Here is a 13,872-nt window from a genome sequence, read left to right as displayed (position 1 = left end):
GCTAACGGCAAGGGGAGGCCGGAATGTCCGAGCGCGCGTGCGTCGGAAATTGCAACCGACGGGTCCGGGCCGAGCAAGACGCCCACAGCGAAGCCATCGACGCCTGGCACGCCCACCAGCTCGCCCGCGCGGAAGCCATCGACGCCGGACAGGACCCCGACGAGGACCCCGGCCCCGAGACGGACCCTCCCGCGGAGCCGACCCTGCGCCCCTACGCAGGTAACCCGATCTGGTGCCTCACGGACGCCGCCGCTGTCCGCTCCGCCTTGGTCGACCTGGACGAGAAGATGACGCTGCACCTCCTCGCAGGCGACGGGCACGGCTCGCTCAACTTTCAGGACCGTGTCAGCGGGTCCGCAGAGCCCGGCAGCCCTTCACCGGCGCACGACGACCAGGACGAACTCGTCCGCTGGCTGAGGGAATGGGAGCACGCTTTCCGGGAGTCCCAGGGGTGGCCGGCGGCGCCGTACCGCGGGGAGTCCGCACCAGCGCTCACGTCCGCTGTGGCGTGGCTGACAGCCCACCTGGACGGCATCCTCTCCCACCCCGACCTAGCCGAGGACTTCGGCAACGGCGTCCTGCGCTGGCACGCCCGCTTGGAAGCCGCCACGAAGACCCGCGTCCGTCCGCGGTGGATCCCCCGGGACTTGCGCTGCTACCAGTGCCACGCCAAAACCCTCGCGCAGCTCGAAGGCGAAGACCGCGTCGAGTGCCGCAACCCGTCGTGCGGGGAGAACCGCGGCGGCCCTGTCGTGATGACCCTGGATGAGTACAACGGCCGAGTCGGTGATGCGAAGCCCGCGGCGAAGCTCGCCCGGATGGCCGCAGCAGCCGAGAAGCAGCCGAACCCGTTTCCCGATTACGGCCTGAAGAGCGGGCGCGCGTAGAGACCTCTGACCTGCTCCGATAGAGCAAATAGACAAGATCTGCATCCGTGTGAGACGCTACCGCCTGACGGAGTCATGCCCTCAGGTGCTCACCTGGGGGCATTTCGCATTTCTGGGGGTGTTCATGCCCCTGGAAATCGATATCGACCCGAGTGAGGTTGTCACCCCTTCGCAGGCGGCTGCCCGGTTGGGTGTGCCGGCCAGCACCGTGCGGACGTGGATCTCCCGTCGGGATGACGTCCAGCCCCTCGGGACGATCGGCCGGTACAACGTGTACGACTACCGGGTGCTTGCCCGTGTCGAAGCGGAGATGCGGTACACCCCAGACTCCGACGTCGCCTGAATCCCCTCAAGACGCGCGTCTTCTCACTCCTGCGGAGACGCGCGGTGCTCCAGTCGGCGACTTCCCCGTAGCCGCTGTCGAGCGCCCCACCCCTGGTACGGCCTGGGTCCTCTCGCTGGGGGGTGGGAGTGAACCCAGGCCGTACCAGCCCCCCTTCCGACCCCCCGGAGAATGCATGCGTATCCAAATCCTGCCCCTGCCGTCGAACGTCGTAGGCGAGCTGGTCGAAGAGCCGTTCGCGTTGATCGTTGACGAGTGCGACGAACTCGGCGAAGGCGGTGTCACCGCTTGGTCGAGGTTCAAGGACGAATGCGGCGCCCGTGCCATCGTCTTCACCGCGGAGACCGTGGAAGTGGTGGACCGGTACGCGCCGGAACCCAAGACCGAACCCCCGCCCGTCCAGATCATGCATGACGGATCTGACGTCTGCGCCGCGCAGATGGCCGCCATTCTGAGTCAGCCCGTCAAGCGGAGGGCTTACCTGTGAAGGTCTACGCGGCCGTCGAGTACGACGGCGAAGGTCAGGGCTTCTACAAGGTGCTCCGGGCCTTCTCCAAGCAGGAGGATGCCGAAGCGTACGGCCTAGGAGAGGAGATCCTCCCGCTGGACATCGAGGACGGCCCTGTCGAGGTGCGTACTTGGTACTGGCTGACCTGGTTCCCTGATCGACCCGATTGCTCTCCCGAGGACGCGCGTCCGAGAGACTACGTCTTCGCTAGCCCGGGTTGGCACGAGATCCGTCGGGAGTTCCACGGCGATCCGCCAGGGGATGAGGTCCAGTACGAGTGGTCCACAGAGCCTCGCGTGTCTCTGGGCTTGGACGTACAGGGCTGGGACAAGGCGCTCGTTGAAGCGAAGTACCAGCAGCTCCGCGCCGAGTACTTCGCGCAGCAGGCGGGGGGCTGACCGGTGGCCGCCCTCAACGCCGCGCAAATCGCCGCTGACGCTGACCTGAGGGCCGCTATCGAGGGGTACGCCCGAGCCTTCGGGTTGATCGCGGACGGGGAGATGATCCTCGACTACATCGCCGTCGGCGTCGCCCAGGCGCTCCACGACGAAGGGGAGACCCGGCACTTCGCCTGCTATCCCGGCGGTGTCAGCCCCGTGTACAAGGTCGTGGGGCTGCTGCACTGCGCGTTGGCGAAACACGAGCCCTTGATCCACGGGAAGGGATGACCGGCGATCCGCTTCCGTCTAACCCGCTTCCTCCGCGCCCTCGCCGACAAGCTCGATCCCCCCGGCTTCGAGTACCGGATCGAACCGAGCGGTGTGTACGACTGGTCGGCAGTCGCCGAGGACTTGCGGTGGACCTTTCGACGCCGCACGTCCGAGAACTGACCGTTTGGCGTGCGCGCTCACCACGTGCCCGGTCTCCAAAACCGGACTTACGGGGCGTATCTCCCGAGTATCGCCAAGTTTCCCCGAGTATCGCCGAGTTTCCGGGGAGTTTCTCTTAGTTTCCCTGAGTTTCGCTGAGATAAGTCGAGCGTTCGCATTTCTTCGCACAACTGCCGTCGTCGGTGACGTGGGACGATGGCTGTCTGGCCGACCTTCTTGGGTGCCTTCTCTGCGCCTCGCCAATAAGTCCGGAATGGTAAACTTCCCGTAAGGCGTCTCGAAAAGAGAATGCCCGACAGTCGTTAGCGCGACTGCCGGGCTTGCCGATCAACCTGCTAGGACCAGGAGACCGACAGTGACAGACCTTATCGCCACAGGCTCACTTGGAGATGTGGCGGGTGCTGACAGCGGCGTCATGCATTACCCCGAGACGGGTCAAGCGCTCCGCTGGGTGAAGTTGGACGGCGTGCTCTGGATGCACTTCGGCGACGTGTGCAAGGGTGCAGGGCACAAGAACCCGTCCGCCGCCATCCATCTCGTTGAAGACGAAGACAAGCGCAAGATCAACATGCGGAGCCTTTCCGCAGGTCAAACCGCCCTATCCGGCCTGAGGGCAGCCATCACCGGCAACGCCGAGACATGGTTCGTCAACGAAGACGGCTTCGCCACGGTCGGGCTCGCCGGTCGAGGCGACGGCCCCCGCATGTTCCGCCAGTGGGTCGTCAAGGTCGTTCTCAAGGCGTTCAAGCGGGCGCACGAGATGACGATCCCCAAGACCTACCCGGAGGCGCTGGAGCTTGCGGCCAAGCAGGCGCGAGAGATCGAAGCGCAGAACGCGAGGATCGCCGAGCAGCAGCGGGTCCTGGCGATCAACATGCCTAAGGCTGACTTCGTGGACACCTTCGTGGATCCGGCGAAGGACACGACGCTGTTCCGCACCTTCTGCGGCCAGATCAACGCCCCCGAGCGCCTGCTACGCGAGCACTTGAAGGCCAAGGGCATCATCTACCGCAAGCTTGCGGGCCGCCGCTGGTCGAAGTCCAAGAAGGCGTGGGAAGACGTTCACCAGTACTACGCCCACGCCCCCTACAAGACGTGGTTTCACCCGGTTGACCAGGTAGACGCGCCTCGGCTGCACAACGGCCAGCTCCAGACGACGCTGTACGTCACCCCGGTCGGCAAGGTCGGGATCAAGAAGTGGCTTGAGCGCAACCCGATCGAGGGTGCCGCGTGAGCCGCCCCACCGAGATCCGCATCTCCATCTCCGAGTCCAAGGGCCCACACATGGGCAGCGTCGTTCGAGACGTGGACGAGAACGGTGTGGAGTTCGAGTATCAGACGATCGGTACGGCCACGGCCTGCCCGGGGTGCGGCAAGGTGCCGTTGAACGGCTCCCTCATCACGAAGATCTTCGGTACGTGGTGGCACGACCGGTGTGGGGCCAAGCACCTGCGGCAGATGGGTGCTGACCAGGCGTGGCTCGCGCTCGGCATGCAACTGGAGCGCAACCCGAACCGCTTCACTCACGCTGAGACCAAGGCGATCGTCCGCAACCTGCTGAAGATCGCCCACGCGAAGAGTCTCCTCGGTGACGAGCCGGACCCTGCTGACGACGAGATCGATGTCGGTCTCCGTCAGATCCTCGGCGGCTCCTGATCTTCGGTCCGGTCTCTCTGTCCAGGAAGCAGGGGGCCGGGCCGGACTAGCTCCGGGGCGGTGCCGCAGTCGGCGGTGGCATCGCCCCGGGTTCGTCTTCGGGGTGGGTGGCGGGAAGCGCAGCCCGGTCACCCACCCCGGAACCGTGGAGGTGGCGGTGAATCCCCGCACCTCCCGCCACACCGCAGGCCCCGCGTGCGTGGACCTGCGCGAGCACTGCTACTCCCACGACGTGGACGAACCCTGCCCCCCGGAGGCGTACACGGTGTGCCTGGAATGCGGGCACGTGTTCCTCACTGTCGGGGCTTTGCTCGCAGACGCGTCTGCTTCCGCCCATGACCCGGGCGGTAGCGGGGTGTGGACGGATCCGGCGGCGGTGACGTCGTGCCCGCACTGCGGCCATGACTTCTGACCGGTGGGTGTGGGTGTCGCTCCCGTGGGCCACGTTCGCGGTCGTCGTCGCTGACGGCCTGGTGGTGGACGCGGCCCCGATCGCGCGTTGGTCGATCGGCCGGCGCGAGCGTGACGTCGCGGACCACTACCGCCGGCGTGGGGCCGTGTTCGTCCCGCTGCCTGACCCAACCCCCTGACCCCCCCGGGAGTAGCCATGGCTGAGCCTCGCCTCGAAGTCCGAAAGATCGCCACCTACGTGCCGGTCTCGGATTGGGAGGCCATGGAGTACGGGCTGATCCCGGATACTCGCCCTCCGGTGGTCGTCCCTTGGCGCGACCGGGCTCGTTGGGCGTTGCGGGAGTTCCGCCACCGGGTGGGGCTCCGGGTGGGGTCATGGATCGCAGGCTGCGACCTCGACCCGCCTGACTAAGGCCGGACCCGCTCGAATGCTTGTTCGAACCGCTGGGTACGCTCACCTGCATGGACGAGCCTCGACCACCGGTCGTCTGGCTACCGTCCCTGAACCACGGAGCCCACATCTTGGCGTGGTTGCTCCACCCGGATGGCGAGTGGTGGGCCCACGTCGAACGGACTGTTCTCGTCCCGCCTGAGGCGTTCGTGCAACGCGGCGAGTCGTTCGTGTCCTACGGGTTCTGCGTTCACTCCTCCGCGGTCGAGCCGCGCAGGGGCTACGACTACTCGCGGGTGCCGCGTTTCCACGCCGAACCGCTGTCTGACTGATCTCCGACTCCTGCAGGGGACGCCCGAACCCGGGTGGCCCTGTTTTCGCATGCCTGCCTGAGGAGGTGGCTGTGGCTAACCCGATTCACGCCACCCTGCAAGCGGACGTGGTGGCAACGATCACGCTGGACCGCGATGCCCGCAAGGTCAACGTGTGCAACGTGACCGGCACCGCAGCGGTGTGGTTCACCCTCGACGGCTCCACCCCTGAGGTTGAGGGGAACGGGTCGTGGGTGCTGCCCGCAGTGGTCTCCGCGATCGACTTGGAACCCTCCACAGCAGGGCCGACCGTGGTCAAGCTGATCTCTGAAGGCACCCCCACCGTCTCGGTCGGCGCGATATGAGCATCCGCACGTTCGCACCCAACGGCGGCGGTGGCGGGGGAGCGGTCGACTCCGTCAACGGTGAGTCCGGGACGGTCACCCTGTCCGCATCGGACGTTGGAGCCGATGCCGCAGGGACAGCAGTCGCCGCGGTAGCCGCTCACTCGGCTGACACCACGAGCGTTCACGGCATCAGCAACACCGCCGCCCTGGAGACAACCACCGGAAGCGCAGCCAAGGTGACCACCCACGCGGGCGCGAGCGACCCGCACGGGGACCGGGCGTTCACCACGTCCGCAGTCTCCACCCACGCCGCGGCGAGCGACCCTCACGGCGACCGCGCCTACGCCGACAGCGTTGCCGAAGACCTGCTGCCCCTCGCCGGTGGGACCGTGACCGGGCCCGTCGAGGTCCAAGACCTCCTCACCCTGGACCGGTTGTCGATGACAACCCCGGACGACCAGACAACTCTCGTCGTCCTCGTCGCGCCGGCCGCCGGGGACACCGACTCGGTGACGTCGGCCGACCTGCTCCAGGTGCTTCAAGGCGGACAGCCGGTCACGTGGCTCAATGAGAACGGGTCCGTCCGCGGGCAGGCGGCGAAGACCACGGAGGCCGCGGCCCGCTGGTACGGCAGGACCGGGCAGACCGCAGACATCTGGCAGGTCCTCGACAACCGCACCGACGCGAACGTGCTCGCCGCGGTGAAGGCCAACGGGGCCCTGGAAATCGTCGGCAACCTCACGGCCGCGAACTACGCCAACTCGGCGTGGACCGTGCTCACCTCCAATGATGGCGACTACACCGCTGAGACGTCCGGCGGCACCGGGTACGAGCCCGGTTTCCGTCTCGCCGGCGCCGCTGGCGAGACGGTAGAACTGCGGGGGCGGTTCAACGTCACGAACACCGTCAACGCGGACATCTTCGCGATCCTCCCCGCCGGGGCCCGGCCCGCGCGCACCGTCAACGTGCAGTGGGGCAACAACGCGGGCACGGCCATCACGGGGTCCATCAACCCTTCGGGTCAGCTCATCGTGAACCGGTCAGTGACCTCGGCGGGGTTCGTCGCCCTCGACGGCATTCGTTTCTCCCGGGTGGTGTGACATTGGCTGACCTGCTGGTGATCGTCCCGTCCCGTGGCCGCCCACAGGCTGTGGACGAACTGCTGAACGTATGGCAGCTCACGGCGACCGGCGCCGCAGACCTGCTCGTGGTGGTCGACAACGACGACCCGACGCTCCCGGCGTATCAGGGCCTCGGCGTGAACGTCCGCGTCCATGAGTCGACTGGGACGCGGGGGATCGTGCCGGTGCTCAACGCCGCCGCGGTCGAGGCTGCGGACCGGTACCCGATGGTGGGGTTCTTCGGTGACGACCACCGGCCCCGCACCGTCGGCTGGGATCAGGCGCTCGCGGACACGCTCACCGAGATGAAAACCGGCATTGCCTACGGCGACGACCTCCTCCGCGGCGAGGATCTGCCCACAGCGGTCGCCATGACCTCCAACATCGTGCGCACCCTCGGTTGGATGGCGCCGCCCACTCTGGCCCACCTGTTCGTCGACGACGCGTGGCGGGACCTGGGGCAGGCGATCGGTCGGCTTCGGTACGTCCCAGACGTGGTGATCGAGCACTGTCACCCCGCGATCGGCAAGGGCCGGTGGGATGAGCTGTACCGGGAACTGAACGACGACGCCCGCTATGCCCGCGACAGGGACGCTTACCAGGCGTACCGCGACTCCGGCGACTTCGTCCGCGACGTGGTGAAGCTGAAGGAGCTGCCTTGACCGCCTGGCGCCTGTTCCCCGAGGGCACGGTCCCGGAGTGCGCGACACCGGAGTGGTACGCCGGCCGGGAGCGTGCCCCGCACTTGGAGCAGTGGGCGCATCAGGACCGGCTCCGCATGTCGGCGAAGATGGTCCGCGCCGCGTCCGACCAGTTCGGCCTCGGCACGGTCGTGGATCTCGGTTGCGGTGACGGTGGCCTGCTGTCGCTGCTGGCCACATCCGGTCTCAAGTGCTGGGGGTACGACCTCCAGCCCACGAACGTCGACGCCGCTACCAATGTCCGCGGGGTGGACGTCCGGTACGGGGACTGCGTCGCCGGGGACGTGGAGTGGGGTCAGATCGCCGTGGCCACGGAGATGCTGGAGCATCTCGTGGACCCCGCAGCGTTCGTCCGTCGCATCGCGGAGCACTCTCGGGTCCTGGTCGCTTCCAGCCCGGCAACGGAGACCGATCAGAGCCACTACGAACATCATCTTTGGGCTTACGACATGGACGGCTACCGCCACCTGGTTGAGTCCGCCGGGTTCGAGGTCCTGCGCCATGAGGACCTCGGGTACTTCCAAGTCCTGATGGCGGTGCGCCCGTGAAGGTCCTCGTCACCGGTTCCGCTGGTTTCCTGGGGCGTCACCTGGTAGCAGCCCTGGACGGGCACGACGTGTCCACGGTGGACATCGTTCACGGCGCCAACGCGCTGGACGTGTTCCGCCTGAGCGACCGCCGCTTCGACCTGGTGCTGCACGCTGCCGCTGTCCAGCCGCACCGCTCCGCCATCGACACCTCACCGGTCATCGTCGGCGCAGGGTGCCTGGAGTTGGACGCCGCACTCTTCGGGTGGGCAGCGCGGACCAAGCCCGGCCGCATCGTGTACTTCAGTTCCTCGGCTGCGTACCCGATCGCGCTCCAGCGGCCCGGCCTGAACGTCCGCCTCACCGAACGCCACATCGACTTGACGGTCCCCGAGCAGCCGGACGCCATCTACGGATGGGTCAAGCTTCTGGGGGAGCAGCTCGCCGAGGCGTACCGCAAGCAAGGCGGCGCTGTGACGGTCGTACGGCCCTTCTCCGGATATGGCGAAGACCAGGGCGAGCGATTCCCCTTCGGAGCTTTCCAGGGTCGCGCACAGCGCCAGGAGGACCCGTTCACGATCTGGGGCGATGGCACACAGGTCCGCGACTGGATCCACGTGGACGACCTGGTTGGCGCAACCCTGACCGCCGCCCGCGAAGGCGTAGACGGCCCCGTCAACCTCTGCACAGGTATCGGCACGTCGATGACCGAACTGGCCGAGCTGTTCGCCAAGGAGGCTGGCTACTCGCCGACCTTCGACTACAAGGCCGACGCGCCGGCTGGTGTCGCCTACAGGGTGGGTGACCCGACGGGGATGCTGGAGTTCTACCAGCCCCGGGTGTCGCTGGCTGAAGGCGTGCGCCGGGCCCTGGGCGCCCCGTGAGCGTCGCCGTTGTCATCCCCTACCGGGGCACTACTCCGGAGCGGGAACGCGCCTACAAGGCCGTGAGCAAGGCGTTGCGCGGCATGCTCCCCGACGCGGTTCACCTCGCCGTGGACTCCGGGCATGAGCCGTTCAACCGGGCCGCGTCCCGCAACCTCGGCGTCCGCCTGGCCGGGGACGCTGGGTGCGACGTGGTGGTGCTCTGCGACGCAGACACCATCCCCCAGAAGACGCCGCTGCTCGCCGCGATCGACGGGGCACGCGAGGACGGCAGGCTCCACACGCCGTTCAACAGGTTCTTGGGCTTGACCGAGCAGGGCGCCCACGACTACCTGCAAGGTGCCCCGGTTGAGGCGTGTGAGGTTGAGCTGGACTACGCGTGGTCGGTCGGCGGTGTGTTTGTCATCCGCCCCGACGCGTGGGCCGCAGCAGGCGGGATGGACGAGCGGTTCACCGTCTGGGGAAGTGAAGACGTGGCCTTTGTGCGAGCCGCTGACACGCTTCTCGGGCAGACTCTCCGCCACCCCGGGCACATCGTCCACCTGTGGCACCCACCAGCCCAACGAGTCGGCACACCAGCGAATGACGCCGTGTGGGACCTCGCCGCACGGTACGCCCAAGCCGACCGAGACGCGAACGCGATGCGGGCACTCATCGCCGAGCGAGGCTAGGCCCCGCCTGCGGGAGGATGGCCGCATGAGCGACGACCTCGTAGCGTTCCTGCGTGCCCGCCTCGTCGAGGACGAGCAGTACGCCCGATCCACGATGTGGGATGGCTCGGTGAACAGTCCAACGTGGAGCCTTACGGCGTCAGCCACGGTAGACACTGGCGGTGACGAGTTCTACGCAGGCGACCGGACGGTCGCCAACCACATTGAGCGGCATGACCCGGCTCGGGTTCTCCGCGAGGTCGAGGCCAAGCGGCGGATCCTCCAGTGGCACACGGGCGCCCACGAGTGTTCCGGCCCGGACGACAACTGCATGTGGATTCTTGACGGTGAAGCATGCCCCACGACGCGTGCACTCGCTCTTCCGTACGCCGATCATGAGGACTACAAGGAGGGCTGGAAGCTGTGACTGAGCAGACCTACACCCTCGACGAGGCTTGCACGGAACTCGCTCAGCGGACATGTCGCAGCGAGGGCCACGACCTAGACGTCATTCAATCGGTGACCATGGCCGACAGGTCGGGAGAGCCGATCGCGATCCGTTGCGACTGCTGCAAGCAGACCTGGGACGTGAGCAGGCCAACGCCAACGCCTGTGTTGCCTGACGCTCCGCCTTGGGAGATTACTCAGGAGGCGTGGGAGGTACCGGGGCACCTGTTTCCACGGCTGCTCCCCTCCGGGTACGGGCGCGGGCAGTGTCGCTGCGGCCACCGAGTAGAGGGCGAGGACGGCGCCCCCATCCCTCTAGCCGAGGTCGCTCCGCAGCTACGCGACCACATCGCCACCAAGCACTCCGACTGGCCCGAGGACGCGCGCCCCTGACATAGCCGAGGGAGTCGCATGCCCCTCCCGTTGATCGTTCTGACGAATGGTCGCCGCGATTGCCTCTCCCAGTCGATCCCCTCGGTCCGCGAGCACCTCAAGGGCTTCACGTCGTTGACGGTCGTGGACGACTCCGGAGACCCCGCCTACCGCGAATGGATCGCCGAGGAGTTCGGCGCGGTTCCGATCCCCGTCGGGGACAAGCCGTGCGGGTACTGGCAGGCGATGCGCTGTGTGTGGGCCCTGGCCCGAGACTCAGGCGCCGGCGCGTTCTGGTTTCATGAGGACGACTTTGTCCTGAGCGAGCCGCTCGACCTCGGCGACCTCGCGACGGTGCTGGACGACAACCCCCACCTCACTCAAATCGCCTTACTCAGACAGGCGTGGTTCGGTAACGAGCACGCGCACGGCGGCCTGATCGAGGCGCTGGAAGCCCAGGGCAACCGCTTCGAGGAACGCACCGACGGCTCCCGCTGGTGGATCGAGCACCGGGCCTGCTTCACCGGCAACCCGTCGTTGATCCCCGCAAGGACGTTCAACCGTCCGTGGCCTGACGGCGCGTGGTCGGAGTCCCGCTTCGGGCGCGCCCTCTTCGGCGACAAGGCCGCTCGTGGCGCGTACTGGGGGAGACGCGGAGACCCTCCTCGGGTCACGCACATCGGCCACGAACGCGCCGGGACCGACTACTAGATCCGGTCCTGCGGGATGCCCTGCGGCTCGACGGGCTTGCCTTGCGACAGCGACAGGCCGAGGAACACGATGCCCGCGCAGAACGCCACTCCGGCGGTCGCTCCCCAACGCCAGTCTCCTAACCAGATCCACGCGATCAGCATCACTGCGACGCCGAGGAACAGGGCGATGGAGACGTTCTTCATCCACGCGATGGGCTGGGTGTTCACAGCTTCTCCTTAGAGGGTGTCGATGCAGCGGTGGCCGATGTTTCGCCGAGAATGTCGTACACGGTCTGACGGGCGAGTCCGGAGTGGTTGATGATGGCCTGCGGAGAAACTCTCTCACCGTCGTCCGTGGCGTTGCGCGCGGCGATGACGGCGGCTCTCATGTAGCGCATGATCTGACGGGTCTGCTCGCGTGACGCCCTTAGCTGGTCGCCGAGGTCGACCAGTGTTTCGAGGGCGTCCACCTCGTTGACGAAATCGAATTCGGGGTCTTTGTTCCATATAACTTCGGTCATTAGCGCCTCCTTCGTTTGTCTAGTAGTAGACACTCTAGCGGCATGGCGGCTTCCTGTCTACCACTAGACACATCTCACTGGAGGTGGACATGCGCGTCGTCGTCGCCATCCCGTGGCGCCCCCAACCAGACCGCGTCTACGCCCACGGCCTCACCGTGGCCCGGTACCGTGAGCTGCTCCCGAACACCGAGACCCTGTCGGTCGACACCGACCACCAGCCGTTCTGCCTCGCCGGGTGCCGCAACAAAGGCGTCCGCCTCGCCGAGGACTTGGGCGCTGACGTGGTGGTCATCGGAGACGCCGACACCCTGCCCGAGCGGGAACCGCTGCTTGCCGCCATCGAAGGCGCCGCGAGGAACGGCAAGGTCAACCTGCCCTACACCGCGTACTGGTCACTTCGAGGCGACGGCACCGCCCAGTACCGCCGCGGCGTCCCCCTGCACAAGTGCAACCACTTCGAGGTCCCGGGCGCCTGCTCGGGCGTCCTCGTCGCCACGCCGGCGACATGGCGGGCCGTCGGGGGCCAGGACGAACGGTTCTTGGGTTGGGGAGCCGAGGACGCCGCTTTCTACTCCGCCCACGTCGCCCTCCTGGGTTCCGAGCCGGTGCGTCACCCGGGCCGGGTGTACTCGCTGACTCATGAGAGCGCGACGAAGGAAGGGCCGCAGTACTCGGCGAACTTCGCGTTGTGCTTCCGGTACCAGCAAGCCCAGGGCGACCCGGACGCGATGAGGGCGTTGATCGCTGAGCGGGAGGCTGTCGATGCCGAACGGGCAGTGGGCAGGGCATAACCGCAAAGCCACGATGCCTCCCGGTTGGGAGGCGATTCGCCGCGCCATCCTGCTGCGGGACAACTACACCTGCTACAAGTGCAAGGCGTACGCCAACCACGTGGACCACGTGAAGAACGCGGCGTCCGGCGGTTCCGACAATTCGGAGAACCTCAAGGCCATCTGCGAGCCGTGCCACCGGGTGAAAAGCAGCGCTGAGGGCGGCCGGGCCAAAGCCGCGAAGCAACCCAAGAGGCAACGCCCCCAAGAACCCCATCCCGGTTTGATCTGACCCCCTACACAAGAACCCTGCGGCCGTACACCGCAGGTAGAGAGCCCTGGTGTCCTCGTGCACCGGGGCTCTCGCCATCCACGAGGAGAACCCCCATGCCCGATCCCACGACAGCCGACCGCCTTGCTGGCCTTCGAGATGACCTCGCCAAACGAGGGTTCACCCCGGAAAGCGCCGCGAAGGTCTACGACGACGACGCCCCGGTGCCGGTGAAGCCCACGACCGCAGCCAGGCTGGTGGAGTACCGCGACGAGCTTCTCGCTGCCGGATTCCCGGACGAGCAAGTCGCGGAGATGGTGTGCCGCGCCGCCGCGAACTCCGGCGGTTTCGAGACGCAGGCGGACCGTGATCGAAAGGCCCGCTGGTCATACGAAGAGGCCAAGGCGAGCCTGGCCGTCGCCCAGATGGGGCTCGACATCCGCATGAGGCTAGCGAAGGAGCGGGCTGAGCCGTCCGGGTTCTCTCTGTTCCGGAAGCGGTGGATCTGAATGCCTGACCTGACGACTGCTCAGCGGCTCGCCGCCTACCGCGAAGAACTCCTCTCCGACGGGTTCTCAGACACCCAGGCGTGGCAACTCGTGGAACGCATCGCCCCATCACGGTACGAGGACCTCGAAGTCGCATCCGACCTGGAGGAGTCGCCAGCGAAGATGGGCGCCGTCACCGTGTACATGCTCCCGAAGGTCGACAAGGACTCCCTCGTGAAGGTGGCTGAAGAGATCCGCTGGTCCCTCCAGGCAGCCATCCGGGACGAGGACCAGAAGGGCGACCAGGATGCGTGATTCCGTCGTCTCGCGGCCTGCCGCCTCTCCGGCCACGGCTCTCAACCAATGGGAGCGCGAACGTGCCGCGCTCATCCAGTGCGCACGCGCGCTGGCGTTCAGGTACGCAGGAACCCCGAAGCCACCCGCGTCCGAACCGGAGGATCGCGCCATGTGGGATGCGATGCACCACGCGTACGACGCCCTGGGAGTCAACGACACCCGCAACCTCCCCGGACCCGCCGTCGAGAACAACATCGCGCCCCCGTGGGAGACGTACGTGCAGCGGCTCTTCGCACAACGGAGTGCCGTATGACGGACTTCCCAGGTCTCGGTACCCGCCCGTGGGTTCCGCCCGCGCCCGTGACCGCTCCCATCACGGTCGAAGACATCGAGCGGGCAATGGAGAGCATCGCCTCCGCCCCGTACGTCCCCTCCTGCGAGTGGCAG

Annotated in this window: 24 protein-coding genes; 22 read left to right on the top strand and 2 right to left on the bottom strand. The window is 67.0% G+C overall.

The window, feature by feature from the left end; genetic code table 11:
* Positions 1-23 precede the first annotated feature (23 nt).
* From PYR91_RS05050 to PYR91_RS04970, 17 genes are all read left to right on the top strand, one after another.
* On the top strand, positions 24-887 hold the full coding sequence (locus PYR91_RS05050; RefSeq protein WP_279777757.1) for a hypothetical protein: 864 nt from the start codon (positions 24-26) through the stop codon (positions 885-887).
* An 85-nt stretch (positions 888-972) separates the two neighbouring features.
* Positions 973-1,230, top strand: coding sequence for a helix-turn-helix domain-containing protein (locus PYR91_RS05045; protein WP_279777756.1), 258 nt, complete (start codon positions 973-975; stop codon positions 1,228-1,230).
* 175 nt (positions 1,231-1,405) lie between these two features.
* Entirely contained in the window at positions 1,406-1,717 is a 312-nt protein-coding gene (locus tag PYR91_RS05040; protein ID WP_279777755.1) for a hypothetical protein, read from the top strand.
* A complete protein-coding gene (locus PYR91_RS05035; protein ID WP_279777754.1) occupies positions 1,714-2,136 on the top strand; it encodes a hypothetical protein in 423 nt (140 codons plus the stop codon). The genes PYR91_RS05040 and PYR91_RS05035 overlap by 4 nt, the downstream gene beginning before the upstream one ends.
* A 3-nt stretch (positions 2,137-2,139) precedes the next feature.
* Positions 2,140-2,406 (top strand): hypothetical protein, encoded by a 267-nt coding sequence (locus PYR91_RS05030; protein WP_279777753.1) that lies wholly within the window; start codon positions 2,140-2,142, stop codon positions 2,404-2,406.
* Between the two features lie 517 nt (positions 2,407-2,923).
* Positions 2,924-3,802, top strand: coding sequence for a BRO family protein (locus tag PYR91_RS05025; protein WP_279777751.1), 879 nt, complete (start codon positions 2,924-2,926; stop codon positions 3,800-3,802).
* On the top strand, positions 3,799-4,224 hold the full coding sequence (locus PYR91_RS05020; protein WP_279777750.1) for a hypothetical protein: 426 nt from the start codon (positions 3,799-3,801) through the stop codon (positions 4,222-4,224). The genes PYR91_RS05025 and PYR91_RS05020 overlap by 4 nt, the downstream gene beginning before the upstream one ends.
* A gap of 401 nt (positions 4,225-4,625) precedes the next feature.
* Positions 4,626-4,814, top strand: coding sequence for a hypothetical protein (locus tag PYR91_RS05015; RefSeq protein ID WP_279777749.1), 189 nt, complete (start codon positions 4,626-4,628; stop codon positions 4,812-4,814).
* 283 nt (positions 4,815-5,097) lie between these two features.
* Positions 5,098-5,358 carry a hypothetical protein gene (locus PYR91_RS05010; RefSeq protein ID WP_279777748.1) on the top strand — a complete coding sequence of 87 codons (261 nt, stop codon included), beginning with the start codon at positions 5,098-5,100 and terminating at the stop codon, positions 5,356-5,358.
* 71 nt (positions 5,359-5,429) lie between these two features.
* Positions 5,430-5,702, top strand: coding sequence for a hypothetical protein (locus tag PYR91_RS05005; protein WP_279777747.1), 273 nt, complete (start codon positions 5,430-5,432; stop codon positions 5,700-5,702).
* Positions 5,699-6,784: a hypothetical protein gene (locus tag PYR91_RS05000; RefSeq protein WP_279777746.1), complete on the top strand. Its 1,086-nt coding sequence runs from the start codon at positions 5,699-5,701 to the stop codon at positions 6,782-6,784. The genes PYR91_RS05005 and PYR91_RS05000 overlap by 4 nt, the downstream gene beginning before the upstream one ends.
* 2 nt (positions 6,785-6,786) lie before the next feature.
* Positions 6,787-7,467, top strand: a complete 681-nt coding sequence (locus tag PYR91_RS04995; protein WP_279777744.1) for a hypothetical protein — start codon at positions 6,787-6,789, stop codon at positions 7,465-7,467.
* A complete protein-coding gene (locus tag PYR91_RS04990; RefSeq protein ID WP_279777743.1) occupies positions 7,464-8,054 on the top strand; it encodes a class I SAM-dependent methyltransferase in 591 nt (196 codons plus the stop codon). The genes PYR91_RS04995 and PYR91_RS04990 overlap by 4 nt, the downstream gene beginning before the upstream one ends.
* The gene (locus PYR91_RS04985) at positions 8,051-8,917 is read left to right on the top strand and encodes an NAD(P)-dependent oxidoreductase (RefSeq protein ID WP_279777742.1); all 867 of its coding nucleotides are present in this window, start codon (positions 8,051-8,053) and stop codon (positions 8,915-8,917) included. The genes PYR91_RS04990 and PYR91_RS04985 overlap by 4 nt, the downstream gene beginning before the upstream one ends.
* Positions 8,914-9,588, top strand: coding sequence for a galactosyltransferase-related protein (locus tag PYR91_RS04980; protein WP_279777740.1), 675 nt, complete (start codon positions 8,914-8,916; stop codon positions 9,586-9,588). Before PYR91_RS04985 ends, PYR91_RS04980 begins: the two co-directional genes overlap by 4 nt.
* A 25-nt stretch (positions 9,589-9,613) precedes the next feature.
* The gene (locus PYR91_RS04975) at positions 9,614-9,994 is read left to right on the top strand and encodes a DUF6221 family protein (RefSeq protein ID WP_279777739.1); all 381 of its coding nucleotides are present in this window, start codon (positions 9,614-9,616) and stop codon (positions 9,992-9,994) included.
* Positions 9,995-10,425: 431 nt separating this feature from the next.
* A complete protein-coding gene (locus PYR91_RS04970) occupies positions 10,426-11,097 on the top strand; it encodes a hypothetical protein (RefSeq protein ID WP_279777738.1) in 672 nt (223 codons plus the stop codon).
* Here the strand turns inward: PYR91_RS04970 and PYR91_RS04965 are convergent.
* Both PYR91_RS04965 and PYR91_RS04960 read right to left on the bottom strand, forming a co-directional pair.
* The gene (locus PYR91_RS04965; RefSeq protein ID WP_279777737.1) at positions 11,094-11,306 is read right to left on the bottom strand and encodes a hypothetical protein; all 213 of its coding nucleotides are present in this window, start codon (positions 11,304-11,306) and stop codon (positions 11,094-11,096) included. The two genes, PYR91_RS04970 and PYR91_RS04965, sit on opposite strands and share 4 nt — an antisense overlap.
* Positions 11,303-11,599: a hypothetical protein gene (locus PYR91_RS04960; RefSeq protein WP_279777736.1), complete on the bottom strand. Its 297-nt coding sequence runs from the start codon at positions 11,597-11,599 to the stop codon at positions 11,303-11,305. The genes PYR91_RS04965 and PYR91_RS04960 overlap by 4 nt, the downstream gene beginning before the upstream one ends.
* A gap of 89 nt (positions 11,600-11,688) precedes the next feature.
* Here PYR91_RS04960 and PYR91_RS04955 point away from each other — a divergent pair, with 89 nt between their 5' ends.
* The 5 genes from PYR91_RS04955 to PYR91_RS04935 all read left to right on the top strand — a co-directional run bounded on the left by PYR91_RS04955 (position 11,689) and on the right by PYR91_RS04935 (position 13,738).
* Positions 11,689-12,390, top strand: coding sequence for a galactosyltransferase-related protein (locus PYR91_RS04955; protein WP_279777735.1), 702 nt, complete (start codon positions 11,689-11,691; stop codon positions 12,388-12,390).
* Positions 12,362-12,661: an HNH endonuclease gene (locus PYR91_RS04950; RefSeq protein ID WP_279777734.1), complete on the top strand. Its 300-nt coding sequence runs from the start codon at positions 12,362-12,364 to the stop codon at positions 12,659-12,661. Before PYR91_RS04955 ends, PYR91_RS04950 begins: the two co-directional genes overlap by 29 nt.
* Positions 12,662-12,756: 95 nt before the next feature.
* The gene (locus PYR91_RS04945) at positions 12,757-13,149 is read left to right on the top strand and encodes a hypothetical protein (protein WP_279777733.1); all 393 of its coding nucleotides are present in this window, start codon (positions 12,757-12,759) and stop codon (positions 13,147-13,149) included.
* Positions 13,150-13,443, top strand: a complete 294-nt coding sequence (locus PYR91_RS04940) for a hypothetical protein (RefSeq protein WP_279777732.1) — start codon at positions 13,150-13,152, stop codon at positions 13,441-13,443.
* Between the two features lie 151 nt (positions 13,444-13,594).
* Positions 13,595-13,738, top strand: a complete 144-nt coding sequence (locus PYR91_RS04935; protein ID WP_279777730.1) for a hypothetical protein — start codon at positions 13,595-13,597, stop codon at positions 13,736-13,738.
* Positions 13,739-13,872 lie beyond the last annotated feature (134 nt).

This window comes from Sphaerisporangium sp. TRM90804 (assembly GCF_029846175.1).
Classification (GTDB): Bacteria; Actinomycetota; Actinomycetes; order Streptosporangiales; family Streptosporangiaceae; genus Sphaerisporangium.
The sequence above is the reverse complement of the archived record's forward strand: the minus strand, read 5'-3'. Positions and strand labels throughout refer to the sequence as shown.

Excerpts from the sequence above, each read along its gene's own strand:
- PYR91_RS05050 (WP_279777757.1), top strand. The coding sequence starts at position 24 with ATGTCCGAGCGCGCGTGCGTCGGAAATTGCAACCGACGGGTCCGGGCC.
- PYR91_RS05040 (WP_279777755.1), top strand. The coding sequence starts at position 1,406 with ATGCGTATCCAAATCCTGCCCCTGCCGTCGAACGTCGTAGGCGAGCTG.
- PYR91_RS05015 (WP_279777749.1), top strand. The coding sequence starts at position 4,626 with ATGACTTCTGACCGGTGGGTGTGGGTGTCGCTCCCGTGGGCCACGTTC.
- PYR91_RS05010 (WP_279777748.1), top strand. The coding sequence starts at position 5,098 with ATGGACGAGCCTCGACCACCGGTCGTCTGGCTACCGTCCCTGAACCAC.
- PYR91_RS05000 (WP_279777746.1), top strand. The coding sequence starts at position 5,699 with ATGAGCATCCGCACGTTCGCACCCAACGGCGGCGGTGGCGGGGGAGCG.
- PYR91_RS04975 (WP_279777739.1), top strand. The coding sequence starts at position 9,614 with ATGAGCGACGACCTCGTAGCGTTCCTGCGTGCCCGCCTCGTCGAGGAC.
- PYR91_RS04970 (WP_279777738.1), top strand. The coding sequence starts at position 10,426 with ATGCCCCTCCCGTTGATCGTTCTGACGAATGGTCGCCGCGATTGCCTC.
- PYR91_RS04960 (WP_279777736.1), bottom strand. The coding sequence starts at position 11,599 with ATGACCGAAGTTATATGGAACAAAGACCCCGAATTCGATTTCGTCAAC.
- PYR91_RS04955 (WP_279777735.1), top strand. The coding sequence starts at position 11,689 with ATGCGCGTCGTCGTCGCCATCCCGTGGCGCCCCCAACCAGACCGCGTC.
- PYR91_RS04950 (WP_279777734.1), top strand. The coding sequence starts at position 12,362 with ATGCCGAACGGGCAGTGGGCAGGGCATAACCGCAAAGCCACGATGCCT.
- PYR91_RS04945 (WP_279777733.1), top strand. The coding sequence starts at position 12,757 with ATGCCCGATCCCACGACAGCCGACCGCCTTGCTGGCCTTCGAGATGAC.
- PYR91_RS04940 (WP_279777732.1), top strand. The coding sequence starts at position 13,150 with ATGCCTGACCTGACGACTGCTCAGCGGCTCGCCGCCTACCGCGAAGAA.
- PYR91_RS04935 (WP_279777730.1), top strand. The coding sequence starts at position 13,595 with ATGTGGGATGCGATGCACCACGCGTACGACGCCCTGGGAGTCAACGAC.